We start from the raw sequence: 21,541 nt of genomic DNA on the forward strand, positions 1-21,541 counted from the left end.
TATACGGGGTGTGTATATTCCCCGGCATGCACTTCTCCAGCCTCCGCGGACGGTCGTCCTCGCGTCCGCAGTCCGCCGCGGCGACGGCGCGCCGCACCGCGACCGCCCTGTCCGCCGCCGCCGTCGCCCTCACGCTGACGTTGACCGGCTGCACACGGGTGGACACCACCTCCCCGAGCGAGGCGCGCGACGCGGCGGGAAGCCACGGCGCCGGGAAGTTCGGGAGCGTCGACTGCCGCAAGGCCAAGTGCATCGCCCTGACCTTCGACGCCGGGCCGAGCCCCGACAGCGGGCGGCTGCTCGACATCCTGAAGGAGAAGAAGGTGCACGCCACCTTCTTCCTCCTGGGGAAGAAGCACATCGAGCGCTACCCGGAGACGGTCGAGCGGATGGCCGCCGAGGGCCACGAGGTGGCCAGCCACACATGGGACCACAAGATCCTCACGGACCTCGGCCCCGACGGCATACGCGAGGAGCTCCGCCGGCCCGCCGACGCCATCGAGCGGCTCACCGGCCGCCGCCCCACCCTGGTGCGCCCGCCGCAGGGCCGCACCAACGACACCGTCCAGGGGATCGCCCGCGAGATGGGGCTCTCCGAGGTCCTGTGGAGCGTCACCGCCAAGGACTTCGCGACCAACGACTCCGCCCTGATCACCCAGCGCGTCCTGGACCAGGCGCGACGCGACGGCATCATCCTGCTCCACGACCTCGTCCCCGCGGCGGGCTCCCCCGGGTACCGCGGGACCGTGCCCGCCGTGCCCGGCATCATCGACGAGCTCGAGCGCCGCGGGTTCACCTTCGTCACCGTCCCGCAGCTGCTCGCGCCGGCCGTCCCCGTCCCGGGTGCCGTCTACCGGCCCTGACCCCCGCCGTCGCCGCCGGGGCCCGTGACCGGATCCGAGGGGACCTCGGCCGGATGCGGACGCCCGCTCCGGACCGTGCGGAGGCACCGTGGACCTTTTCGGGTGTGATCCGCCGTCGGGGAGTGAGGTGGATGGCCGGCAGTGAGACCGCGTCGCACAGGCGGTCCGGCGAGCACGGCGCGCTGTGGCTGATCGGGCTCCGGCTGCGACGCCCCCACGACCCGCTGGTCCGCGTCTACTTCCTGGTCACCGGCGACGCCACCGTCCTCCAGGCGGTGCGGTGCGCCCGGCTGCGGGCGTCCCGGCCCGGCGAGTTCGAGCGGTGGCGCGACGCGCTGCTCGACGCCTCCTGGACCGAGGTACGGCGCCTGCGGCGGGACCTGCTCGGGCACATGGAGCTCAGCCGCCCCTTCCCCGGGCCTCCCGGCGCGCCGCTCTCACCCTGATGCCCCGCCGTTTTCACCCGGATGGACCGCGGGGCCGGGCCCGGCCCCGCCGCTGCCTGAACGCTGGTGTGGCACAGGCCTCCAGGGAAGCGAGAACGGCATGACGGCATCTCCGGTCCTCGACTCGCGACGGCGCGCCCGGCGCTCACACCTCACCGCCGCGGCGTGCGCAACCGTCCTGTGCGCGGCAGCCGCGGCCCCCGCCGCCGCCGACGGGCACGGCGGAGGCGGCACGAGCAGCGGCAAGCCCACCGTCGTCCTCGTCCACGGGGCGTTCGCCGACGGCTCCAGCTGGAACGGCGTCGTGGAACGGCTCGAACAGCGCGGCTACACCGTCATGGCGCCCGCCAACCCGCTGCGCGGCCTGCACAACGACGCGACCTACATCTCGTCGGTGCTCGACAGCATCAAGGGCCCCGTCGTCCTGGCCGGTCACTCCTACGGCGGCGCCGTGATCAGTTCGGCCGCGGCCGGCCACTCCCAGGTGAAGGCGCTGGTGTACATCAACGCCCTGATGCCCGACGTGGGCGAGAGCGGCGCGTCGCTGGCCGCCCGGTTCCCCAGCGCCCTCGCCACCGCGACCAGGTCCGTCCCCTACCAGGAGGGCCACGGGCAGAGCGGCACCGACCTCTACCTCAAGCGCGACAAGGTGCACCCGGTCTTCGCCGCCTGCCTGCCCGAGAGCCAGGCCGAGCTGCTGGGCATCACCCAGCGGCCCGCGGCCACCACCGCGTTCTCCGAGACGGCCCAGGTCGCGGCCTGGAAGACCATCCCTTCGTGGGCGATGGTCGGCCGCCAGGACATGACCATCAACCCCGAGCAGGAACGCTTCCAGGCCCGCCGCGCCCACTCGCACACGGTGGAGATCAACTCCTGCCACGTCTCCCTGATCGCCCACCCCGAGGCCGTCGCCGACCTGATCCAGCAGGCCGCGACCGCCACCGCCTCCGGATCGGGTTCCGCCGGCCCCTCCCTGGCGGCCACCGGGTCCGCCGTACCCCGCCGTGAGCTCACCGGCCTCGGCGGCGTCGCCGGCGTGTCCCTCGTCGCCGGCGCGGGTGCCGTCCTCATCGGCCGCCGCCTGCGCCGCCGTTCGCGCTGACCGGGGCGGGCTTGCCCGCCGGGGTTCCGGGGGCCGGGTTGTCCCGCGAGTTACGTCGAGGGGTCCGTGCCTGCCGGGCCGCCACCGGTTCCGGCCCGCCTCGTCGGCCGCCGCCCGCGGCGCCGTTCGCGCTGACGGCAGGGCCGACCAGCAGGAGGGCGATGTCGTTCCGGCCCCGTACGGCGTGCCCCGAGGTCGGCCCGCCTCCTCGGGGGCGGGCTCACTGGCTGCGGTTCTCGGGGCCGACCAGCAGGAGGGCGATGTCGTCGCGGCCCTGGCCAGTGTTCTGGGCCTCGCGGACCAGGCTGTCCGCGAGTACGTCGAGGGAGTCGGCCGGAGAGTCGGCCAGTCGGTGCGCGAGATCGTGCACGGCGGTGCCGAGGTCCGTACCGGGGCGCTCGACGAGACCGTCGGTGTACAGCAGGAGGACCGCCCCCGGCGGCAGCGGGATCTCGGTGGTCGGGTACGCGGCGTCGGCCTCGATGCCCAGGAGGATCCCCGCGGGCGCCGCCACGATGTCCGCGCCGCCGCCCGGGTGGCGCACGATCGCCGGCAGGTGGCCCGCGCTGGCCAGGGTGACCCGCTGCCGCGGGAGGTCGAGCCGCGCGTACAGGCAGCTGGTGAACAGATCGGTCTCCAGGTCCTCGAACAGCCGGTTGATACGCGCCAGGACCTCGCCGGGCGGCGCTCCGGTGCTGGCGTGGGTGTGCACGGCGGTGCGGACCTGGCCCATGAGCGCCGCGGCACCGACGCTGTGCCCCTGGACGTCGCCGATCACCGCGTCCGCCGCGGAGCCGTCGAGCCGGATCAGGTCGTAGAAGTCCCCGCCGATGTCCATGCCGCGGGTCGCCGGCAGATAGCGCGCCGCCACGCGCAGTCCCGGGACGTCCGGCAGGGACCGCGGCAGCAGCGCGTTCTGCAGCACGTGCGCGAGCCGGTTCTTGGCGTCGTACAGCCGGGCCCGCTCCACCGCCTGGGCGATCATGCCCGCGAGCGAGGTGAGCGCGGCGCGGTCGTCGGGGCCGAAGGTACGGGGCTGCGCGTAGCCGAGGACGCAGTAGCCGATCGTCCGGCCCGAGGCGTTCAGCGGCAGGAAGGCCCAGCTCTCCATCTCGCGGTAGAGGGCCACCTGGGGATGGGCGCGGCGCAGCTCCTCCGGGTGGGGGTAGAAGGCGGGCACCCCCGTCTCGACCACCCGCGCCCCCGCGGTCGCCGCCGACATCGACAGGCGGTCGAAGTACGCCGTGTTGCGGGCGGAGAAGCCCCGGGTGGCCAGCACCTCGAAGCGCCCCTCGTCGGCGGTCAGCAGTCCGAAGCCCGAGGCCCCGAGCACGGGCACGATCTGGTCGGTGACGGCCGCCGTGACGTCGCCGAGGCCGACCGCCTCGGTGAGCCCGGCGGAGATGTACAGCAGGTGGTAGAGCGTGCCGGCGCGCGTGGGGGCCACCGCCGACGGGAGTTCCGGCTGCCCGGGGTCCGCCGTCGGTGCCCCGGCCGGCTTGACCCGGACGCTGACGCCGGTCGCGTCCGGGCGGAGCAGGAACGACAGCCAGTGGTCCGGCGGACGCAGGGCGGTGAACCGCGAGGGCAGCCGGCTGAACAGCGCCCCGAGATAGGGGTCCTCGAACGCCGGGTCGTCGAGCCAGGGCAGGGCCTCCCAGGGCCGGGTGTGCAGGAGGTCCTTCCTGTCCCGGCCCAGCAGTTCCGCCGCACGGTTGTTGAGGAAGGTGATGTGCCCCTCCAGGTCGAGCGAGAACACCCCCACCCCCAGTCGCTCGGTGAGTTCGGCGGCGGCCTGGGCCTCGGCGGGCGGGCGGCGGGCGGGCGGTTCGGGGGGCAGCACCCGGGGCGCGGGCGCCGGGCGCAGGGGGGCACCGCTCGCGGCGGCGCGGGCCAGCGCCCGGCTCATCCGGTCGGCGGCGGCGCCGATCGCGGACTCCTCACGGGGGGTGAGCCGCTCGGACCGGTTGCCGGGCCAGAGCATCTGCAGCGCGCCCCACTTCTCGTCGCCCGTCGCCAGCGGCATGACGATCATGGCGAGCTCGTACGGCAGGGCGTACGCCGTGCGCGCGAACCGACGGGCGAGTTCGGCGTGGCCGCGCACCCACACCGGGCGCCCCTCGCGGACGGCCGTGGCCACCGGCACGGGTGCGGCCAGTGCCAGCCGGGTCCACGGTCTGACCACGCCGGAAGACAGACCGGTCACCACCTCCATGCGCAGCGCCTGCTCCTCGCGGACCAGCAGGAACACGGCTGCCGCGTGCGACCCCGTCGCCCGTACCACCTCGGTGAGTGCCCGGTCCAGCTCGGCCGCCGCTTGCGCCGCGTCGCCCGGTTCCGCCTCGTGCCCGGCCATCATCCACCTGCCCCTGGCGACGGCGCCGCGGCCGCCCGCCGCCGGGGAGCGCCGGTCCGGCGCGGCCGGGGGTCTCCCATACCGGGACGATATCCCCGGCACCCGCCCGCGGGCATCCGGGGCCGCGCCCCGGCGGCCGGGCGCGGGGCGGGTCCGGTCAGGACGAGGCGAGCACTTCGTTGAAGGCCTCGGTGGAGCTGGGGTGGGTGTAGACGGCGTCGCGCAGTTCACCGGCGGTGACACCGTGGCGGATGGCCAGCGCGACGGTGTTGATCAGCTCCTGCGAGTCGACGCTGAGCAGTGCGGCGCCCAGCACCTGGTCGGTGGCCGCGTCGATCACGAACTTCATCAGCCCGCGGGTCTCCCCGACGATCTTCGCCCGGGGCATCGAGGCGATCTTCGCCACGGGCTTCGCGGCGATGCGCACCTCGTGGCCGCGGTCGCGTGCCTGGCGTTCGCTGAGGCCCACCCGGGACAGCGCGGGGGTCGTGAACACGGTGTACGGCACGGCGACGCGGTCGGCCGTGGTGCGCTCGCCGGAGCCGAGGATGTGGTCGGCCACGATCCGGCTGTCGTCCAGCGAGATGTAGGTGAACTGCGGGCCGCCGTTGACGTCCCCTACGGCGTAGATGTGCGGTTGGCTGCTGCGCAGGTGCTCGTCGACCTCGATGGCGCCGGACGCGGTGGTGCGGACCCCCGCCGCCTCCAGGCCGAGTCCGGCGGTGGCGGGCCTGCGCCCGGTGGCGACGAGCACACCGTCCGCGGCGGCGGTGCGCTCCTCGCCGCCGACGCGGTAGTGGACCGTGGCGTGGCCGTGTTCGTCGGTCACCCCGGTGACCTGGGCGCCGGTGACGAAGGTGACGCCCTCGTCCTCCAGGATCCGCACGACCGCGTCCGCCACGTCGCCGTCCTCGCGGGGCATGACCCGCGGACCCGCCTCGAGCACGGTCACCTCGGAGCCGAACCCCTGGTACATGCCCGCGAACTCCAGCCCCAGGTACCCGGCGCCGAGCACGACCAGGCGGGAGGGGAGGTCCGTGCCGCGGATCAGGTCGGTGCTGGTCCGGGTGTACGCGCTGTCGCGCAGGCCCGGGACGTCGGGGAAGACCGGTTCGGCGCCGGTGTTCACCACGATCGTCCCGGCGGTGACGACCATGCGGTCGGTGCCCCCGGTCACCTCCACCGACTGCGCGTCGAGGAAGCGCGCGCGGCCGGTGATCACCGTGACCGTGTCGAGGGTGTCGAGGTTCTCGAAGTTCGCCGCCCTGAGCATCGTGGTCAGCGAGTCCGTACCGGCCACGGCCTCGCGGAAGGTGTCCTCGGGCCGGTCGCCGGGACGGCGCCGCTCCGCGTGGAAGATGAGCGACTTCGTCGGTACGCAGCCGACGTTGATGCAGGTGCCGCCGTACATCTGCGACGACTGCTCGACGACGGCGACGCGCCGCCCGAGGCGGCCCAGCCGTGCGGCGAGCGTCTTGCCGCCCTTACCGAATCCGATGACCAGGAGATCGACGTGCATGGTGTCCATGACTCCGACCTTGCCGCGTCCGTGGCGAGATGCCAAGCTGAAGAAGTCGCATTTCCTGTCGAGAAAGTCTCATGGACGCTCTCAGCCGCCTCATCAGGCTGGCCCGGTTGCGCGGCGGCGTCGACGTACGCTGCCTGATCGCGGGCCGGTACACACTGGACAACCCCGCGGAGGGGACCGGCAGATCGCCGTTCCACCTGCTGCTGAGCGGGGAGTGCACCCTCGAACTGCCGGACCGGAAACTCGATCTGCGCGCCGGCGACATGGTGCTGCTCCCGCGCGGGACGGCGCACCGCATGCGCGTGCGCGGCGCCCGGGACGCCACCGACGTCGAGCGCCGGGACACGGGCCCGTACGAACTGCTGGGCAACGACCCCGCGGCGGGGAGCGGGACCGTGGACCTGTTCTGCGGCCACTACACCTGGGGGCCCGGCCCCGGGCAGATCCTGATGGGCATGCTGCCGGAGGTGGTCCATGTGCCGCTGGGCACCGTCCCGGACGGGCCGCTGGGGCCGCTGAGCGCGTTCATGAGAGGCGAGGCCGCCGCCGCGGGACAGGGCACCGAGGCCATCCTCGACGCGCTGTGCGACGTGCTGCTGACGATGGCGCTGCGCGGGACCCCCGGCCTGGGAGCGGCGGTGTGGCTGGCCTCGGCCCAGGACGTCGTACGGAGCGTGACCGAGGCGGTGCTCGGCGACCCGGCGGGCGACTGGGGCATCGAGCGGCTCGCGGCCCTCAACGCGATGTCCCGGGCCACCTTCATCCGGCACTTCGCCCGCGAAACGGGCATGAACGCCGGGGAGTTCGTCACACGGCTGCGCATGCTGCTCGCGGCCGACCTGCTCACCGGCACCGACCGCCCGGTCGGGGCGGTGGCCGAAGCCGTCGGATACGCCTCCGAGTCGGCCTTCGGCCGGGCGTTCCGGACGTCGACCGGCATCACCCCCGCCAAGCTGCGCAGGTCGGCCCGAGAACGGGAGCCCTGAGGCCCGTGGGTGTCAGGATGTCGTGGCGGCAGCGTGGTGGCACGACGCGCACAGGCCCCACCAGACGATCTCGGCCTCGTCGATGACAAAGCCCTTGTCGTCCACCGGGTCCAGGCAGGGAGCGGCGCCGACGCCGCAGTCGACGTCCTCGATCAGCCCGCAGCCGCGGCACACCAGGTGGTGGTGGTTGTCGCCCACGCGCAGTTCGTACCGCGCGGGCGAACCGGCGGGCTCGATGCAGCGGATCAGCCGCGCCCGCGTCAGGTCGTCCAGCACGTTGTAGAGACCCTGCCGCGACAGGCCGCCGCCCGCGCCGGAGCGGGCGAGCCCCGTGCGGGCCTCCAGTTCCGCGGCCGTGGAGTGGGGGTGACCCTGCAGCGCCGTCAGGACAGCCCGGCGCTGCGCGGTACTGCGCAGCCCCTTGCCCCTGAGCAGTTCGCCGGCCGGCTGCTCCATGGCGGCTGTCACGCCTCTCGGCGTATTGCCGGGCGTGACGGTGCGGGGGACGTCACTTCTGGCGCGTTCCGGCGAAGTCACCGCTGGTGGCGGACGTCTCGGCCGCGCGGCAGGTGGTGCAGACGAGCCGGCGCGCCGGAAGGCGGCTCGTGGAGCGCCCCAGGCCGTTCGGCTGGTGGAGGAGCTGCCGGACCACCTGTGCGTGGTCCGCGCAGACGAACAGGTTGCAGCGGGAGCAGATGCCGATTCCGTCGGCGTCCGTGCGTGCTTCCTGGAGGCAGTCGTAACACTTCACATCGGCTCCGTGGGGGTATCGGGGCGGCGGGGCCACGTGCGGGTGGGTGCTTTTGTGGCGATATGGCGAACGTACGGCGCAGAATGGACTGAGTCAAATCTAGGACGGTCATCCGTGGTCGGCTCGCCCGAAGGCCCCGGCCTCCACCAGGCCGAGTCCGAGCAGGCTCGCCGACAGGCCGGGCCAGGTGTGCACGTCCCAGCCGGTGAGCTCCCGCCAGCGCTCCAGGCGGTACCGCACCGTGTTGGGGTGCAGGTGCAGCGCCCGGCCCGTCGCGGTGAGCGAGAAGCCGTTGTCGGCGAAGCCCCGCACCGTCAGGGCGAGGTCCGGGTGGGACGCGGCGGGCTCCGCGGCGGCATCGAGCAGCGGCATGAGCCGGCCGGCCTGCGGGAGCAGCGTCGCCGCGAGCCAGGCGGTGCCGAAGGCCACGGCCTCGCCGTCGGCGGTCGCGAGCGCGAGCGCCTCCTGCGCGTCGACGATGCTGGCGGCCGCCCCGGCCAGTCCCGAGCGCACCAGTCCGGTGCCGATCCGCAGCTCCGGGTCGTGGCGGCGCATCGCCTCGATCAGGACGTCGACGGGCATGGACTGCACGACCGCGACCATGGTCGCGCCCCGGTTGGCGCACCGCATGTTGCCCGTCCGGCGCCCGACGCGCCCGCGCAGGTCGGCGAGTTGCTCGTCCGCCCACGCCGCGGACGGTGCGCACACCGCCTGGAAGGTCCCGGCCGGGTCGAAGCCCAGGGAGTGCGCGAGCCGGGCCACGTCCACCTCGATGGGGGACGAGGTGTACAGGGCCTCGAAGAAGCGGTACGTCAGGCCGAGTTGGGCCGCCTCCTGGGCGCGGATCGTCTCGTTGTAGGCCTCGGCGGCGGCGCCCGTGGCCTGCTCGACCCAGGTCCACACGGTGCCGACCAGACGCACCAGCTGCCGGCTCAGGTCCCCGCCGCGCGCGTCGGCGCGAGTGAGCAGGACGTTCCAGATCTCCCGGTAGCCCACGTGGAAGGCGCCGATCAGAGCGTGCAGCGGCAGCCCCTCGCGGGCGCGGTCGCGGCCCAGGGCACGGGCGTGCCCGCTCTCCTCGGGGGAGGGCCCGCGCCGAGTGATCAGGCCCGTGAGCAGCCCCGTGAACTGCTCGCCGACGGCCGCCTCCTGCTCGTCACGCGGCACGACGTGGTAGTCCGGGATCTCCTCCCGGATGGCGTCGACGATGCCCCCGGCCAGACGGGGCACCTCGGCCCGTACCGACGCGCACAGATCGGCGAGGGCCCGCCAGTCCTCCCGTACCGGGCGCGCGGGCAGGGATGCAGTCGTCATGGCGGCTCACCGCTCTTTCCGCGAACAGGCGCTTACCCACCATAAGCCCCGCCCGCGGCTGTGTTCATGTGCTGTGGCCTGTGCCTTTGCGTATTCCACAGGGCTCCGGCGGCGGAATTCTCGCTTTCGGTGAGCCCCGTGGCCCGGCGACGGAGAAAGCTGGACGGCACTTCCTCTTCCCACGGAGGCGACGCGGACGGACCGGCGCAGCTCATCCGGGGCGGCCGGCCCACGCCGCGGCACACCCCCGATCGCGGGCCCGTCCGGATGCGGCCCCCCGGGTGGGCCCGTGCGGGGGTGGCCTCGACCGGCGGAAGCGACGGGGTGCGACCGAGGAGCGGACTGATGACGACAGTGACGGACAGCGGCCCGGTGGCGGAGTTCCGCCGGCTGAGCGACGGGGACGCCGAGGTACAGGCCCACGGCGCGTACTTCTCGTGCACCTACCTGCTCGACATGGAGCGGCACCGCTTCCTGGTGCGCATGCACCGCGGCCGGGTCGAGGAACTGGTCACCGACCCGGAGCCCCTGGCGGGGTACGACTTCGCCATCAGGGCGAGCGCCGGGACGTGGGCGGAGTTCTGCACACCGGTGCCGAAGCCCATGTACCACGGCATCTGGGCGGCGACCTTCCAGCGGGACATGCGCCTGGAGGGCGATCTGCTGGTCCTGATGCAGAACCTGCGCTGCCTGACCCGGCAGCTCGAACTGCTCCGCGTCACCGGGCCACTGGGCTGACCCGCCGCCTGCCGAGAGGACCCCCGATGAGCACTCCGTCCCGTATATCCCCGGTGACCGGCCACTACGTCACGATCGACGTGGAGGACGTCCAGTACAAGGTGTTCTACCTGGAGAGCGGCCAGGGCCAGCCGCTGGTGTGCCAGCACACCGCCGGCTGCCACAACCACCAGTGGATGGGCCTGCTGGAGGACGAGGAGATCACCGCGGACCACCGCGTCATCGCCTACGACCTCGCGCGTCACGGCAAGACCGACCCGCCGCTGAACAAGGAGTGGTGGAAGGAGGAGTACAAGCTCTCCGCCGACCACTACGTCGCCTTCGTCACCGCCTTCTGCGACGCCCTCGGCCTGGACGACCCGATCTTCATGGGGTCCTCCTTCGGCGGCAACGTGGCACTGCAACTCGCCCTGCGCCACCCCGACCGCTTCAAGGCCGTCATCCCGGTGGAGGGCGCCGACCACTCACCGGGTTTCTACCTCGACTGGTGGCAGCACCCGCACGCCAACGCCGCCCAGGTGTGCGCCAGCGGCGTATGGGACCTGATGGCCCCTCAGTCACCGGACAAGGACCGGTGGGCCACCTGGTTCTACTACAGCCAGGGCTCGGAGGCGTTCAAGGGCGACCTGTACTTCTACTCCGTCGACCACGACCTGCGCGGCCGGCTGGGGGAGATCGACGGCGAGCGCTGTCCGGTGATCATGATGACCGGCGAGTACGACTACCTCACCACGCCCGAGGACGGCGCGCGCACCGCGCGGCAGATCCGCGGGGCGGAGTTCATCGAGATGAAGGAGATCGGGCACTTCCCGATGAGCGAGAACTACCCGCGCTTCGCCGGGTACCTCAAGCAGGCGCTGCGCCGCGTAGAGGAGCGCACCGGCGCCTTCCACTGACCGTCCGGGCCGGCCCCCGGGCGGCGGACGGGCGGGGCGGGGCCGAATTGCGGCGGTCCCGCCCCTCCCGTGCCGCGCCCGGGCCGGCGCTGGTCAGAGCGGGCTGACCTCGGCGTACTCCAGGGTCAGGATGCCGTGGGCGACGAAGGGGAGACGGCCGAGCCGGGCGCGGGCGTCGGCGGGGTCGGCGGCCTCGGCGACGAGGAAGGCGCCGCGGCGGTCGTGGCGGCGGAAGGCCGCGAGCACGGTGCCCTCGGCGCGCAGTTCCTCAAGGACGCGGTGCTCCTCCTCGCGGAACGGTGCCGGGTCGGCCGACTCGTCCATCGTGGCGGTGACGTGCAGAATCATGGGTGGTACGTACCTCTCGTGGGTGGTGCGGCAGTTGGGGCGCGTCAGGCGCGGGCCCTGGCCTCGGCCGCGCTGCGGGCGGAGAGCGCGCGGAAGTCCTCCGGCGTGTGGCGCCGGGGTGCGTACGGCGTGCCGTGCACCCAGCGGGCGGTGAGTTCGGCCAGGCGCTCCCCGTAGCGCTCGGCGGTGACCCGGTCGCCGTGCGAACTCACCGCGTCGGGGCCCTCGTCGGCGTTGGTCTGGCCCATTACGCCGAGCCAGGAGCCGAGGCGGTTCACGTCGTAGCGGGTGCCGCCGGTCCAGTTGTCACCGGCGGTGTCGCCGACCGAGACCCACTGCATGTTCATCTGGGCGGCGAACACCGCGAGTTGCTGGAGCGAGAACAGTTTGTCGCCGTTCTGGGCGGCGGAGTGCGTGAAGCCGCCGGCGAGCTTGTCCTTCCACTCCTGGCCGAGGAAGGGGTGGAAGGCGGCTTCGAGGAACGACTTGAACACGGCGGACAGGCTGCCCATGTAGGTGGGCGCGCCGAAGACGATCGTGTCGGAGGCCTTGAGCAGTTCCATCGTGGGGGCGTCGGCCCAGCGGCCGGCGGTGACCTGCTCGCCGGTGATCTCGGCGAGGTGCGTCTCGATGCCGGGGACGGTCCGCGCGCCGCGGGCGATGTGCTCGCCGAGTGCGCGGGTGTGGCCGTGGGGGGAGTGGTGGACGACGGTCAGGATTGCCATGGTGGTGCTTTCGGATCGGTGGTGCGGGCGCGGCCGTGGGGCCCGGGGATCAGGCGGTCGCGGCGAGGAACTCGTCCACGGTGATCGCCTCGTGCCCGAAGGCGGGATACGAGATCTCGAGTGCGGCCCGATGGGCCTCCTCGGTGAAGTCGGCGACCGCGTCGGTCAGGAAGGTGACGTGGTAGCCGGCCTCCAGGGCGTGCCGGCCCGTGCCCTCCACGCAGGTCTGGGACGTGAGCCCGGCGAGGACGACCTTCTCGGTGCCGTGGGCCCTCAGCTGCTCGTCGAGGCCGGTCCCGGTGAACGCGTCGAACATGCGGTGGCGGCCGACGACGACGTCCCCGTCCCGCGGCCGCAGCGGCGGGTGGAAGTCGGCGCCGGGACCGCCCTCCCAGAACACCTGGTGGTCCACGGCGAATTGGAAGCGCGGCAGGACGTGCTCGATGTCCGCGAAGACGCCGTCGTGCAGACCGTGCGGGGCGTGGAAGACGGTGACTCCCGCGGCGCGGGCGCCGGAGAGCAGTCGGGCCAGCCGGGGCCGCAGGTCCAGCGCGTCCAGCATGGGGCCGATCTGGCCGCTGAGCTTGCCGTCCTCCGCGAGGAAGTCGTTGAGGAGGTCGATGACGACCAGGGCCGTCCGGTCCGGGGGATAGGCGGGGGTGTGCACGGGGGGAGTCCTCTCAAGGGGGGAGCGGCTGCGCGGCGCCTGCGGCGCCGTCGCCGGGACGTCGTCGTCCGCCGGGACAGGGTGTGCGCCGGGCGCTCCGCTGGGCCATTTTTTCATGATGGCCATCATGAATAACTTAATCATGATGCCCGTCATGTAAAGTGTCAAGCGAGACGTCCTCCGGAGGTGTGGCCATGCGTGTGTCCCGTGAGCAGGTGACCGCGAACCGCGAGCGGATCGTCGCCAACGCGGCCGAGCAGTTCAGACGGCGCGGCTTCGGCGACGTGACGATCGCGGACGTGATGAAGGCGGCCGGCCTGACCCACGGCGGCTTCTACGGCTACTTCGACTCCAAGCAGGCCCTCGAAGCCGCCGTCTGCGAGCGCGGTCTCGCGGAGAGCGTGGCCGCGGTCAGCGCGGTGCGCGGCGCGGAGGGAGACGGCGACGGCGACGGGACCGCGGCCGTCGAGGCACCGCTGCGGCGCTTCGTCGACGACTACCTCTCCGCGCGGCACCGCGACGCACCCGAGGAGGGATGCACCGTCGCCGCCCTGGCCTGCGACGCCGGCCGCAGCGGGCCCGACCTCCAGCGCCTGTTCGTCTCCGGCGTCACCGGCATGGCCGACTTGCTTGCCGGGCTGCGGCGGGCGAACTCACCGGAGTCGGCGGGGGACCCCGGACCCGACTTCGCGACCTTGTCCACCATGGTCGGTGCCGTGATCCTGTCGCGGGCCGTGGCGGCCGCCGACCCGGAACTCTCCGAGCGCATCCTCGCTGCGGCACGGGAGCGGGCCGCGGCACCAGGGGAGTGATCGTCCGGCCGTCGCGGGCGCCCCGGAGAAATCCAGGGGTTCGCCCCTGATGCCCCGGCGTGGGCCCTGCCCCTATCGTCTTCGCTGACGCGGCACTTCCGAACCCACCGTCACGGAGTCCCGATGAAGGCAGTCGTCCAGGACCGGTACGGCTCGACCGACGTCCTGCAGGTCAAGGAGATCCCCACCCCCACCCCCGCCGGCGCCCAGGTGCTCGTCCGCGTCCACGCGGCCTCGGTCAACGCGCGCGACTGGCACCTGATGCGCGGCGACCCCTACCTGGCACGCCCCTCGATCGGCTTCGGCGGCCCGAAGGTCAAGGTCCGCGGTACCGACTTCGCCGGCCGGGTCGAGGCGGTCGGCCCGGACGTGCGGCGGCTGCGCCCCGGCGACGAGGTGTTCGGCGAGGCGGACGGTGCCTTCGCCGAGTACGTCTGCGCCGCGGAGGACGTGGTCGCGGCCAAGCCGGCCAACCTCTCCTTCGAGGAGGCGGCGTGCCTGCCCCTGGCGGCGAACACCGCGCTCGTCGGCCTGCGCGACCTGGGCAAGGTGCGACCGGGCCAGAAAGTGCTCGTCAACGGGGCGTCGGGCGGCGTGGGGCCGTTCGCCGTGCAGATGGCGGCCGGCTACGGGGCGCAGGTGACCGGCGTGTGCAGCACCCGCAACGCGGACCTCGTCCGGTCCTGCGGCGCCGGGCACGTCGTCGACTACACCCGTGAGGACTTCACGCGCGACGGCCGCCGCCACGACCTCGTCTTCGATCTCGTCGGCAACCGCTCGCTCACCGCCCTGCTGCGCGTGCTCCACCCCGCCGGCACGCTCGTCCTGTCCGGCGGCGGCGTCTCCAAGGGCGGCAGCCTCGTCGGGCCGATGGGCCTGCTGATGCGCGGGCAGGTCGTCGCGCGCCTCGGGCGCCGGCGCATCCTCGTCCTGGTCGCCCAACCCGGTCCGGAGAACCTCGCGACGCTCCGCGAACTCGCCGAGTCGGGCGTCATATCCCCCGTGGTCGACCGCAGTTACCCCCTGGCGGAGGCGCCGGAGGCCATCCGCTACCTGGAGGTGGAGCACGCCCGGGCGAAGGTCGTCGTCACGGTGTGACACCACGGACGCTACGGGGGCGCCTCCAGCCCGGCCAGGAGCCCGGCTACATCGAGACCGCACCGCAGGTACTGCTCGAAGACGGCGTTGTTCAGCGCCCACGGCGAGCGGTGCCGCCGGACGAGGGCGATCGAGGGGGCGGCCCCATGGCCGAGTTCGGTGAGTGCCTGCGCCACGACCAGCCCCGAGCGGTTGTACCCGGCCCGGCAGCGGACCAGGACGGTGCGGCCGTTCCGGACGGCCGTGGCGGCGTCGCGGGCGAGGCGCGCGACCGTGGCGATCTGCGCGGCCGTCAGGGGCGCGTCCGGGAGTTCGGCGACCACATGCGTGACGTGGGGGTCGCGGGGCCCGTGCCCGGCCAGGTGGACCAGGTCGACGACCACGTCGAACTCGCCGGTCACGACCACCGGGTGAACGGTGCCGTGCCCGTCGGTCCAGAAGTGACCGCCCATCCAGAGGCCGGTGGTGATCTCGTCCCAGGGCGTCCCGGGAGCGGGGACGCCGCCGGCCCGGCTGCGCGTCTTCACGTGAGATGTCCTTCCCGCACCGGCAACGGACCGCGGGGCGCGCACGTTCCCCGGCCGCACCCTCAAGGTGCCTGGGCGCCCGTGGCGTTGGGGTAGGGGAGTGCCGCGGCGCAGGCGTGAGCCGCGGGGGAGAGGACGGCCAGGAGCCGGTCGAGGGCGTCCGCGGGCAGCGCGGACCAGGGGCGGGCGGCGGTCACGTCGGTGGCGGCTTCGAGGGAACGGTGGGCGGCGCGCCCGTCGTCGGTGGCCGCGCCGTCGGTGCCGAGCAGGCCGCGGGCGGTGAGGCGGGCCCGGGCGGCGGTCCACTCGTCGTCGGTCCAGCCGCGGTGGGGCTGGAGTTCGCCGCGGGGCAGGTCGATGCCCGAGCGGAGGACCAGGGCCTCGCAGCCGTCGAGGTCCGCCGCCACGAGAGCGGCGACATGGCCGTCGCCGCGGTGTTCGCGCAGCAGCGTCGCGTGGTGCCAGAGCTCGTGGAGCGGGTCGGACGGCAACGGCAGTGCCGCGTTGGCGGCGGCCAGGACGCGGCCGGCGATGTCGAGTCCGCCGCTGACCGGCCGCAGCAGCGCCGCAGCCTCCTCCGCGGCCGCCTCGTACCCGGCGAGCAGCCGGCGCAGCGCTGCGCCGGCGCCCTGCGCGCGCACCGCCAGCGCCGCCTCCGGTGAGGCCAGTCGCCACACGCCGGGCAGGGCGCGGGCCACCATCCCCGGGGCGAAGGAGAAGAAGGCGGCGGTGATCGGCGCCGGGCCGACGGCGCCGAGGGGTGCCGCGCGGCAGGCGAAGTAGCCGCGCCAGAAGCCCCGCAGGCCCGCTTCCTCCGAGGCGGCGCGTGCCTCGGGGGTGAAGTACGTGACGGAGTGGACGGCTTCGAGCAGCCGCCACATCCGCCGGGCGGTCGCGGTCGCGGTCGCGGTGGTGCCGGTGCCGGTCACCGCCGCGCACCCGTTTCCTCCACAGCGGCGGTGGTACGGGCCTCGATCGCGCGGAGCACGGCCACCATGTCCCGCTGCCCGTCGCCCTGTTCGACGGTCTCCTCGAAGAGGGCGTGGCACACGTCCAGCAGGGGCGAGGCGAGCTCCGCCCTGCGTGCGGCCTCGGCGATGAGGCGGTTGTTGTGCAGCACGTCGGAGGCCGCGGCCTGGGCCGCGAAGTCCCGCTCCCTCAGCTTCGGCGCCTTCATCCGGGACACGGCGCTGGCCATCGGCCCGGCGTCGAGGACGTCGAGGAACTGCCCGGTGTCCAGGCCCTGCCGCTCCGCGAAGTGGAAGGCCTCGGTGAGCCCCGTGACCTGGGTGATGAGGAACAGGTTGACCGACAGCTTCATCAGCAGCGCCCCCGGGACCGGCCCGCACACGAAGGTCTCCCGGCACAGGGGCGCGAGCAGCGGCCGTACCTCCTCGACGGCGGCGGGCTCTCCGGCGAGCATCCCGACCAGCTGCCCGGCCTCGGCGGGTTTGCGGGATCCGGAGACCGGCGCCTCCACATAAGTGCCGCCGGCGGCGCGGACGTCGGCCTCCAGGGCGCGGGACCACTCGGGCGAGGTGGTCCCCATGGCGACGACGACACGACCGGCGACCCGGGACGCGAAGGCGGGTCCGCCGCGGTCCAGCACGGTGTCGGTCGCCGGGCCGTCGGCCAGCATGAGGACGACGACCCGGCACCGGGCGAAGACCTCGTCGGGCCTCGCGGCGACGTGGGCGCCGGCCGCGCGCAGCGGCTCGCAGCGTTCCGCGGTGCGGTTCCAGACGACCAGCGGTACTCCGGAGCCCGCCAGATTCAGGGCCATGGGCTGGCCCATGATCCCCAGGCCGATGAATCCCACGTCCATCACGCACCGCCGTTCCGACCGGTCCATCCCGCCGCTATGACAGCTGTCATAATAGGGGGCACGGCGCCCGCCGCCACCCCGTACGCGCGCCGCCCCGCGGCGCGGCGCCGGGGGGGATTGTCACGAACGAAGCCGGGAGGTCGGTCATGGCGGAATCGGTACGCGGGCCCCGCGAGCGCATGGTCTTCAGCGCGGCGCAGCTGATCCGGCGGGGCGGCGTCACGGCGACGGGCCTGCGCGACGTCGCCGCCCACGCCCAGGCACCCCGCGGGTCCCTGCAGCACTACTTCCCGGGCGGCAAGGACCAGGTCGTCGGCGAGGCCGTCGCGTGGGCGGGCCGGTACGCCGGGAACCGGGTGGCCCGGTTCCTCGCCGGCCTGCCCGAGCCGACGCCCGGCGGCCTGTTCGCCGCCATGGTCGCCCAGTGGACCGACGAGTACCGTGCGTCCGGATTCGACGCCGGATGTCCCGTCGCCGCCGCCACGGTGGACTGCGCCGCCTCCACCGACTCCGTGCGCGCGGCCGCGGCCGCCGCCTTCGCGACCTGGACCGGGCCGGTCGCCGCCGCGCTGCGCGACATGGGCGTGCCAGCGGAACGGGCCGAACCGCTGGCCACCTTGATGATCAGCGCCATCGAGGGGGCCCTGGTGATCGCCCGCGCGGAACAGGACGTACGCGCCCTCACCACCGTCGCCGCCGAACTCGCCCCGCTCCTGGACGCGGCCGTCGCGCGCTGAGGGCACACGTCTCCCGGGGCACCTGGAGTGGAAGGCCGGAACAGGGGCAGACGTCCCCCAGGACCGCACCGGCCGCTACCCACCCCCCCCGGTTGCCGGTGCGGTCCTTCCCCTCGTTTCCGGTGTGTCGACGCCCCACCGGACGCTCCCGGAGCCCGGCCGTCCTCCGGCGCATCCGTGCCGCACGTACCACAGGCCTTGTGGCCGTGGCACGGCGACGGGTTCCGGGCAGCGCGCTTGTCGACTTTCGGACAACTGGAGCTTCGATAAGTCGATTTGGCGCCACTTCGGAGGAAACTGGCGCCCAGAACTGACGGGTGGCGGCGCCGCGGAGGTGGGCAGGACTTCCGCGGTGCGGGATGATCAGTGCGGTTCCGGGCGCCTGCGGGCCCGGTGCACGAGGGGTGGTCGGCGTGTGGCGCGACGCGGCGCGCAGCGGTTCGGCGGCCGGTGTTCGCGTTGTTCTCATCGGTACTGCGACGTGGAAATGAGTGACCTATGCCTCCTGAGATTGTTGGGCGTCAAGGCTCTCTGGCCGGCGAGAGGTTCGGCATCGGCGAGAAGCCGCTCACCTTCGGCCGCAAGTCCGGGAACACGGTGGTGATCGCCAGTGTGAGCGCCTCGCGGTTCCACGCGGAGGTGCGTCGCGAGAACCATGGCTTCGTCCTGTACGACCGCGGCAGCAGCAACGGGACGCGGGTCAATGGGGAACGCGTGACCTCGCACGTGCTCCAGCCCGGCGACCTCATCGCCATCGGCGAGGAGACGTTCTGCTTCGAGGCCGCCGACCCGATGGAGACGATCCTCGACCTCTCCCTCCTCCAGTCGCTGATGGAGCCGGCCGAGCCGGAGGAGCCCGGCCCGGTGCTCAACGTGACGGTGGCGGGCGGCGGCCCGGTGGGCCTGTCGTTCGCCCTGCTGCTGGAGCACCTGATGGGCCGCCGGGTCTCCGTCACCGTCTACGACGGCCGCTGGACGCAGGACGGCGACCGGGTGGTGTGGAAGAGCGAGGGGCAGGGCAACGTCCGGCGGCAGCAGGTTGTCACCGTGCAGAGCCGCCAGTACCTCAACCTGCCCGAGGAGGTCCAGGCCCGGCTGTTCACGGAGGGGACGTACACCGAGATGTGGCCGGCCGGGCCCGACTCCATCCGCGGCTTCAGCCCCCGCAACATACGCATCGCCTACATCGAGGACACCCTGCTCGCCCTCGCCAACGAGAAGCCGGAGCGCATCCGCCTGGTGCCCGCCCGTTTCGACGCGGTCGAGCACCATGCCTCGGTCGCGGGGGACCACGTGCTGGCGATCTGCGAGGGCGGCCGCTCCCGCACCCGCGAGTACTTCACCGAGAAGTTCGGTACCGCCGACAAGTCGATCTACTCCCTTGCCGGCGAGCACATCCAGGACGTCGTCCTCGGACTGCGCGTCAAGTCCGCCCTCTCCGACCCGATGACGGTGCTGCTGACCGTGGCGCAGAACCGCTTCCTGCTCAACGCGCTGCGCGGCGAGGGCTTCCTCAACATGCGCCTCACCGACGCCGAGGCCAAGGAGGTCGTCGGCATCGACCCCGTCCGGCAGGTCTTCGAGGAGTGCATCGCCTCCCGCCCCTGCGTGATGGGACGCGACGAGGACGGCGACTTCCACTGCTCCACCCACAGCACCCTCTTCCTGCCCGCGCTCATCAGGGGCTCGGCCCTGTGGAAGCGGGTCAAGGAGGGACTGGCGCTCTTCGGTGTCGCCGAGGACGACCTGAGCGCGGTGACCGCCTTCCGGCTGGACATGGTGCAGCGTCCCCGCTTCACCGCCCGCCTCCACCCGGGCACCTCCTCCACCCCGGGCACGTACGGCTTCCTGCTCGGCGACGCCGCGAACGCCATCCACTTCTGGCCCGGGCGCGGCCTCAACAGCGGCCTCGGCTCGGCCATTTCGCTCGCCCGGACGCTCAGCGGGACATGGCGCGGCCGGCCGCTGCGCGACGCCGACTTCGTCCGCCACGAGGCGGCCATGTCGATGCTCCAGTACCGGCACAAGAGCCGCGCCTGGAACGCGATGATCACCACGGACGAGAACGGCGTCAGCCGTGCCATCAAGGAGGTCATCGCGCAGAGCATCGCCGAGTCCGCCGCTCTGGAGGGCGGACCGGACCGCGAGGCCGGCATCGACGGCCTCATGGAGCAGCTCCGCGCGATCCGCGACCGCCTCGCGCCGCGCATCCCGGGCATGCCCGACGACGAGACGCTGCGCGCGCACCTGGGGACGCTCAGGAGCGAGACCCTGCGCACCCTCCTCGACAGCGGTCCGTGGGACACGCTGATCGTCGGCGGCGAGGAGGTCGACATCGACATCTTCTACCGCGACGAGCAGTCCTCGGCATCCGCGACCCCCGCGCCGCCCACGAAACCGGTGCCCGCCGCCACGGCCTGACGGCGCCGTACGGGACCGGCCCCGGGTTCACCAGCCGGGGCGCGTACCGACCCCGCCGTCGACCACGAGATCGTGGCCGGTGATCCAGGAGGCGGCGGGGGAGGCGAGGAAGACGCAGGCCGCGCCGATGTCCGCCGGGGTGCCGAGGCGGCCCAGGGGTACGGCCGCGGTCCAGCGGCGCACCCCGTCGGGCCAGTCGCCGGCCAGGCCCGGGCGGTCGACCAGGCCGGGGGAGACGGTGTTCACGCGGATGCCCGCCGGGCCGTACTCGCCCGCCGCGGCCCGGGCGAACATGATCAGCGCGGCCTTGGCGGCGCTGTAGTGGGCATGCCCGTGGGCGGGGCGGCTGCCCTCGACCGACGCGATGGCGGTGATCGAACCGCCGTCCCGCGCGGACATGTGCGCGGCGGCGGCCTGCACCACCCCGAAGGCCGCGTGGAGGTTCACGTCGACCACCTCGCGCCAGGCCGCGTCGTCCATCCCGGCGAGCTCCCGCACGGGCTGGACCCCGGCGCAGTGGACGACCGCGTCCAGCCGTCCGCCCCAGCCGGCCGCGGCCGCGACGAGCTCGCGGGGCGCGTCCGGCCGGGTCAGGTCCGCGCTCGCGGTGTGGGCCCGGCCGCCCGCGGCGGCGATCTCGGCGGCGAGCTTCCTGACGGCGTCCTTCCGGTGGTGGGCGTGCAGGACGACCGCCGCCCCCGCGTCCGCGAGGCCGCGCGCGACGCCCGTTCCGATGCCGCCGCCGGCCCCGGTGACGAGCGCGACCTGTCCGGTGAGGCCGAAGCCGGGGCCGCCCGTCATGGCCGTTCCCCGTGCGTGCCGTCGGACGCCGGGCGCACAGGGCGGCCGAGGACGCGGATCAGCTCCGCGTGCGCCGGATAGCGGGCCGCCAGCGCCTCGGGGTCGCCGCCCTCGAAGTCCGCGGGGACGAAACCGGGCGCCATCGTCGTCCCGCACAGCGACCAGCGCCCGCCGGGCGCGACCCGTGCCGCCATCCACGTGCCGGCCGGTACCGTCGCCTGCACGCGGCGGTCGGCGTCGTCGCCGAGCAGCACGACGTGCGAGCGGCCGTCAGGTTCGAGCAGCAGGAGTTCGGCCGGGTCGCCCCGGTAGAAGTGCCACACCTCGTCGGCGGGCAGGCGGTGCGGCGTGGAGGAGCCGTCCTCGTCGTCACTGAGCAGGAACAGGATCGCGGAGCCCGCCGGGCGCCCCGTTCCGTCGGGCGGCCCGGCCCATGTGCGGCGGAACCGGCCGCCCTCGAAGGGCAGCGGCTCCAGCCCGTAGCGGGCGGCCACCTCGTCGGCGCTCTCGTCGTCGCGGTGCTGCGGCATCGTCCCCCTCGGTCCTGCCGGTACCGGGCCCCGGTCGTCGCTGCCGACCCTACGAGACGGAGGCGCGCCC

23 protein-coding genes are annotated in these 21,541 nt (G+C 73.7%); 10 read left to right on the top strand and 13 right to left on the bottom strand.

Features of this window, described 5'->3' with window-relative positions:
• The first annotated feature begins 26 nt into the window (after positions 1-26).
• From ACIP9H_RS19005 to ACIP9H_RS19015, 3 genes are all read left to right on the top strand, one after another.
• Positions 27-863 carry a polysaccharide deacetylase family protein gene (locus tag ACIP9H_RS19005; protein ID WP_401959852.1) on the top strand — a complete coding sequence of 279 codons (837 nt, stop codon included), beginning with the start codon at positions 27-29 and terminating at the stop codon, positions 861-863.
• Positions 864-994: 131 nt separating this feature from the next.
• Positions 995-1,309, top strand: a complete 315-nt coding sequence (locus tag ACIP9H_RS19010; RefSeq protein WP_401587088.1) for a hypothetical protein — start codon at positions 995-997, stop codon at positions 1,307-1,309.
• Between the two features lie 100 nt (positions 1,310-1,409).
• Positions 1,410-2,411 carry an alpha/beta fold hydrolase gene (locus ACIP9H_RS19015; protein WP_401959853.1) on the top strand — a complete coding sequence of 334 codons (1,002 nt, stop codon included), beginning with the start codon at positions 1,410-1,412 and terminating at the stop codon, positions 2,409-2,411.
• A gap of 220 nt (positions 2,412-2,631) precedes the next feature.
• On the opposite strand, the gene ACIP9H_RS19020 is transcribed toward ACIP9H_RS19015, so the two are convergent.
• Both ACIP9H_RS19020 and ACIP9H_RS19025 read right to left on the bottom strand, forming a co-directional pair.
• Positions 2,632-4,770, bottom strand: coding sequence for a SpoIIE family protein phosphatase (locus ACIP9H_RS19020; protein WP_401959855.1), 2,139 nt, complete (start codon positions 4,768-4,770; stop codon positions 2,632-2,634).
• Positions 4,771-4,924: 154 nt separating this feature from the next.
• Entirely contained in the window at positions 4,925-6,295 is a 1,371-nt protein-coding gene (locus ACIP9H_RS19025) for an FAD-dependent oxidoreductase (protein WP_401959856.1), read from the bottom strand.
• A gap of 71 nt (positions 6,296-6,366) precedes the next feature.
• Here ACIP9H_RS19025 and ACIP9H_RS19030 point away from each other — a divergent pair, with 71 nt between their 5' ends.
• Positions 6,367-7,281, top strand: a complete 915-nt coding sequence (locus ACIP9H_RS19030; protein WP_401587098.1) for an AraC family transcriptional regulator — start codon at positions 6,367-6,369, stop codon at positions 7,279-7,281.
• Between the two features lie 12 nt (positions 7,282-7,293).
• On the opposite strand, the gene ACIP9H_RS19035 is transcribed toward ACIP9H_RS19030, so the two are convergent.
• From ACIP9H_RS19035 to ACIP9H_RS19045, 3 genes are all read right to left on the bottom strand, one after another.
• Positions 7,294-7,737, bottom strand: coding sequence for a Fur family transcriptional regulator (locus ACIP9H_RS19035; RefSeq protein WP_401587335.1), 444 nt, complete (start codon positions 7,735-7,737; stop codon positions 7,294-7,296).
• 52 nt (positions 7,738-7,789) lie between these two features.
• A complete protein-coding gene (locus ACIP9H_RS19040; protein ID WP_360903275.1) occupies positions 7,790-8,032 on the bottom strand; it encodes a DUF2180 family protein in 243 nt (80 codons plus the stop codon).
• A 108-nt stretch (positions 8,033-8,140) separates the two neighbouring features.
• The gene (locus ACIP9H_RS19045; protein ID WP_401587100.1) at positions 8,141-9,346 is read right to left on the bottom strand and encodes a PucR family transcriptional regulator; all 1,206 of its coding nucleotides are present in this window, start codon (positions 9,344-9,346) and stop codon (positions 8,141-8,143) included.
• A 345-nt stretch (positions 9,347-9,691) separates the two neighbouring features.
• Between ACIP9H_RS19045 and ACIP9H_RS19050 the strand changes: the two genes are divergently transcribed.
• Together ACIP9H_RS19050 and ACIP9H_RS19055 are read left to right on the top strand one after the other, a co-directional pair.
• Positions 9,692-10,084: a hypothetical protein gene (locus ACIP9H_RS19050; RefSeq protein WP_401959858.1), complete on the top strand. Its 393-nt coding sequence runs from the start codon at positions 9,692-9,694 to the stop codon at positions 10,082-10,084.
• Between the two features lie 26 nt (positions 10,085-10,110).
• The gene (locus ACIP9H_RS19055) at positions 10,111-10,980 is read left to right on the top strand and encodes an alpha/beta fold hydrolase (RefSeq protein WP_401587105.1); all 870 of its coding nucleotides are present in this window, start codon (positions 10,111-10,113) and stop codon (positions 10,978-10,980) included.
• 93 nt (positions 10,981-11,073) lie between these two features.
• Here the strand turns inward: ACIP9H_RS19055 and ACIP9H_RS19060 are convergent, their stop codons facing one another.
• From ACIP9H_RS19060 to ACIP9H_RS19070, 3 genes are read right to left on the bottom strand one after another with little or no spacing between them, the layout of a single operon-like run.
• A complete protein-coding gene (locus tag ACIP9H_RS19060) occupies positions 11,074-11,328 on the bottom strand; it encodes a YciI family protein (protein ID WP_401587108.1) in 255 nt (84 codons plus the stop codon).
• 44 nt (positions 11,329-11,372) lie between these two features.
• Complete coding sequence (locus ACIP9H_RS19065; protein WP_401587110.1) at positions 11,373-12,053, bottom strand: flavodoxin family protein; 681 nt, start codon at positions 12,051-12,053, stop codon at positions 11,373-11,375.
• A 49-nt stretch (positions 12,054-12,102) separates the two neighbouring features.
• Complete coding sequence (locus ACIP9H_RS19070) at positions 12,103-12,720, bottom strand: cysteine hydrolase family protein (protein WP_401587113.1); 618 nt, start codon at positions 12,718-12,720, stop codon at positions 12,103-12,105.
• Positions 12,721-12,914: 194 nt separating this feature from the next.
• Between ACIP9H_RS19070 and ACIP9H_RS19075 the strand changes: the two genes are divergently transcribed.
• Together ACIP9H_RS19075 and ACIP9H_RS19080 are read left to right on the top strand one after the other, a co-directional pair.
• Positions 12,915-13,532, top strand: a complete 618-nt coding sequence (locus ACIP9H_RS19075; RefSeq protein ID WP_401959860.1) for a TetR/AcrR family transcriptional regulator — start codon at positions 12,915-12,917, stop codon at positions 13,530-13,532.
• Between the two features lie 123 nt (positions 13,533-13,655).
• Positions 13,656-14,630, top strand: a complete 975-nt coding sequence (locus ACIP9H_RS19080) for an NAD(P)-dependent alcohol dehydrogenase (protein WP_401587119.1) — start codon at positions 13,656-13,658, stop codon at positions 14,628-14,630.
• 11 nt (positions 14,631-14,641) lie between these two features.
• Here ACIP9H_RS19080 and ACIP9H_RS19085 read toward each other — a convergent pair whose 3' ends face one another.
• From ACIP9H_RS19085 to ACIP9H_RS19095, 3 genes are all read right to left on the bottom strand, one after another.
• Positions 14,642-15,157: a protein phosphatase gene (locus tag ACIP9H_RS19085; protein WP_401587121.1), complete on the bottom strand. Its 516-nt coding sequence runs from the start codon at positions 15,155-15,157 to the stop codon at positions 14,642-14,644.
• A 62-nt stretch (positions 15,158-15,219) separates the two neighbouring features.
• Entirely contained in the window at positions 15,220-16,086 is an 867-nt protein-coding gene (locus ACIP9H_RS19090) for a hypothetical protein (protein WP_401587124.1), read from the bottom strand.
• Entirely contained in the window at positions 16,083-16,982 is a 900-nt protein-coding gene (locus tag ACIP9H_RS19095; RefSeq protein WP_401587126.1) for an NAD(P)-dependent oxidoreductase, read from the bottom strand. The genes ACIP9H_RS19090 and ACIP9H_RS19095 overlap by 4 nt, the downstream gene beginning before the upstream one ends.
• Before the next feature lie 146 nt (positions 16,983-17,128).
• Between ACIP9H_RS19095 and ACIP9H_RS19100 the strand changes: the two genes are divergently transcribed.
• Positions 17,129-17,719: a TetR/AcrR family transcriptional regulator gene (locus ACIP9H_RS19100; protein WP_401587129.1), complete on the top strand. Its 591-nt coding sequence runs from the start codon at positions 17,129-17,131 to the stop codon at positions 17,717-17,719.
• 498 nt (positions 17,720-18,217) lie between these two features.
• Positions 18,218-20,140, top strand: a complete 1,923-nt coding sequence (locus ACIP9H_RS19105) for an FHA domain-containing protein (protein WP_401587132.1) — start codon at positions 18,218-18,220, stop codon at positions 20,138-20,140.
• Positions 20,141-20,167: 27 nt separating this feature from the next.
• Here ACIP9H_RS19105 and ACIP9H_RS19110 read toward each other — a convergent pair whose 3' ends face one another.
• Together ACIP9H_RS19110 and ACIP9H_RS19115 are read right to left on the bottom strand one after the other, a co-directional pair.
• Positions 20,168-20,941 carry an SDR family NAD(P)-dependent oxidoreductase gene (locus ACIP9H_RS19110; protein WP_401959862.1) on the bottom strand — a complete coding sequence of 258 codons (774 nt, stop codon included), beginning with the start codon at positions 20,939-20,941 and terminating at the stop codon, positions 20,168-20,170.
• Positions 20,938-21,471, bottom strand: a complete 534-nt coding sequence (locus ACIP9H_RS19115; protein ID WP_401959864.1) for a cupin domain-containing protein — start codon at positions 21,469-21,471, stop codon at positions 20,938-20,940. The genes ACIP9H_RS19110 and ACIP9H_RS19115 overlap by 4 nt, the downstream gene beginning before the upstream one ends.
• Between the last annotated feature and the right edge of the window lie 70 nt (positions 21,472-21,541).

The organism is Streptomyces sp. NPDC088732, assembly GCF_044751205.1.
Taxonomy (GTDB): domain Bacteria; phylum Actinomycetota; class Actinomycetes; order Streptomycetales; family Streptomycetaceae; genus Actinacidiphila.

Coding starts and splice junctions, on each gene's coding strand:
- ACIP9H_RS19065 (WP_401587110.1), bottom strand. CDS start 12,053: ATGGCAATCCTGACCGTCGTCCACCACTCCCCCCACGGCCACACCCGC.
- ACIP9H_RS19110 (WP_401959862.1), bottom strand. CDS start 20,941: ATGACGGGCGGCCCCGGCTTCGGCCTCACCGGACAGGTCGCGCTCGTC.
- ACIP9H_RS19075 (WP_401959860.1), top strand. CDS start 12,915: ATGCGTGTGTCCCGTGAGCAGGTGACCGCGAACCGCGAGCGGATCGTC.
- ACIP9H_RS19045 (WP_401587100.1), bottom strand. CDS start 9,346: ATGACGACTGCATCCCTGCCCGCGCGCCCGGTACGGGAGGACTGGCGG.
- ACIP9H_RS19035 (WP_401587335.1), bottom strand. CDS start 7,737: ATGGAGCAGCCGGCCGGCGAACTGCTCAGGGGCAAGGGGCTGCGCAGT.
- ACIP9H_RS19055 (WP_401587105.1), top strand. CDS start 10,111: ATGAGCACTCCGTCCCGTATATCCCCGGTGACCGGCCACTACGTCACG.
- ACIP9H_RS19115 (WP_401959864.1), bottom strand. CDS start 21,471: ATGCCGCAGCACCGCGACGACGAGAGCGCCGACGAGGTGGCCGCCCGC.
- ACIP9H_RS19095 (WP_401587126.1), bottom strand. CDS start 16,982: ATGGACGTGGGATTCATCGGCCTGGGGATCATGGGCCAGCCCATGGCC.
- ACIP9H_RS19105 (WP_401587132.1), top strand. CDS start 18,218: ATGCCTCCTGAGATTGTTGGGCGTCAAGGCTCTCTGGCCGGCGAGAGG.
- ACIP9H_RS19050 (WP_401959858.1), top strand. CDS start 9,692: ATGACGACAGTGACGGACAGCGGCCCGGTGGCGGAGTTCCGCCGGCTG.
- ACIP9H_RS19005 (WP_401959852.1), top strand. CDS start 27: ATGCACTTCTCCAGCCTCCGCGGACGGTCGTCCTCGCGTCCGCAGTCC.
- ACIP9H_RS19030 (WP_401587098.1), top strand. CDS start 6,367: ATGGACGCTCTCAGCCGCCTCATCAGGCTGGCCCGGTTGCGCGGCGGC.
- ACIP9H_RS19020 (WP_401959855.1), bottom strand. CDS start 4,770: ATGATGGCCGGGCACGAGGCGGAACCGGGCGACGCGGCGCAAGCGGCG.
- ACIP9H_RS19100 (WP_401587129.1), top strand. CDS start 17,129: ATGGCGGAATCGGTACGCGGGCCCCGCGAGCGCATGGTCTTCAGCGCG.
- ACIP9H_RS19080 (WP_401587119.1), top strand. CDS start 13,656: ATGAAGGCAGTCGTCCAGGACCGGTACGGCTCGACCGACGTCCTGCAG.
- ACIP9H_RS19025 (WP_401959856.1), bottom strand. CDS start 6,295: ATGGACACCATGCACGTCGATCTCCTGGTCATCGGATTCGGTAAGGGC.
- ACIP9H_RS19015 (WP_401959853.1), top strand. CDS start 1,410: ATGACGGCATCTCCGGTCCTCGACTCGCGACGGCGCGCCCGGCGCTCA.
- ACIP9H_RS19010 (WP_401587088.1), top strand. CDS start 995: ATGGCCGGCAGTGAGACCGCGTCGCACAGGCGGTCCGGCGAGCACGGC.
- ACIP9H_RS19060 (WP_401587108.1), bottom strand. CDS start 11,328: ATGATTCTGCACGTCACCGCCACGATGGACGAGTCGGCCGACCCGGCA.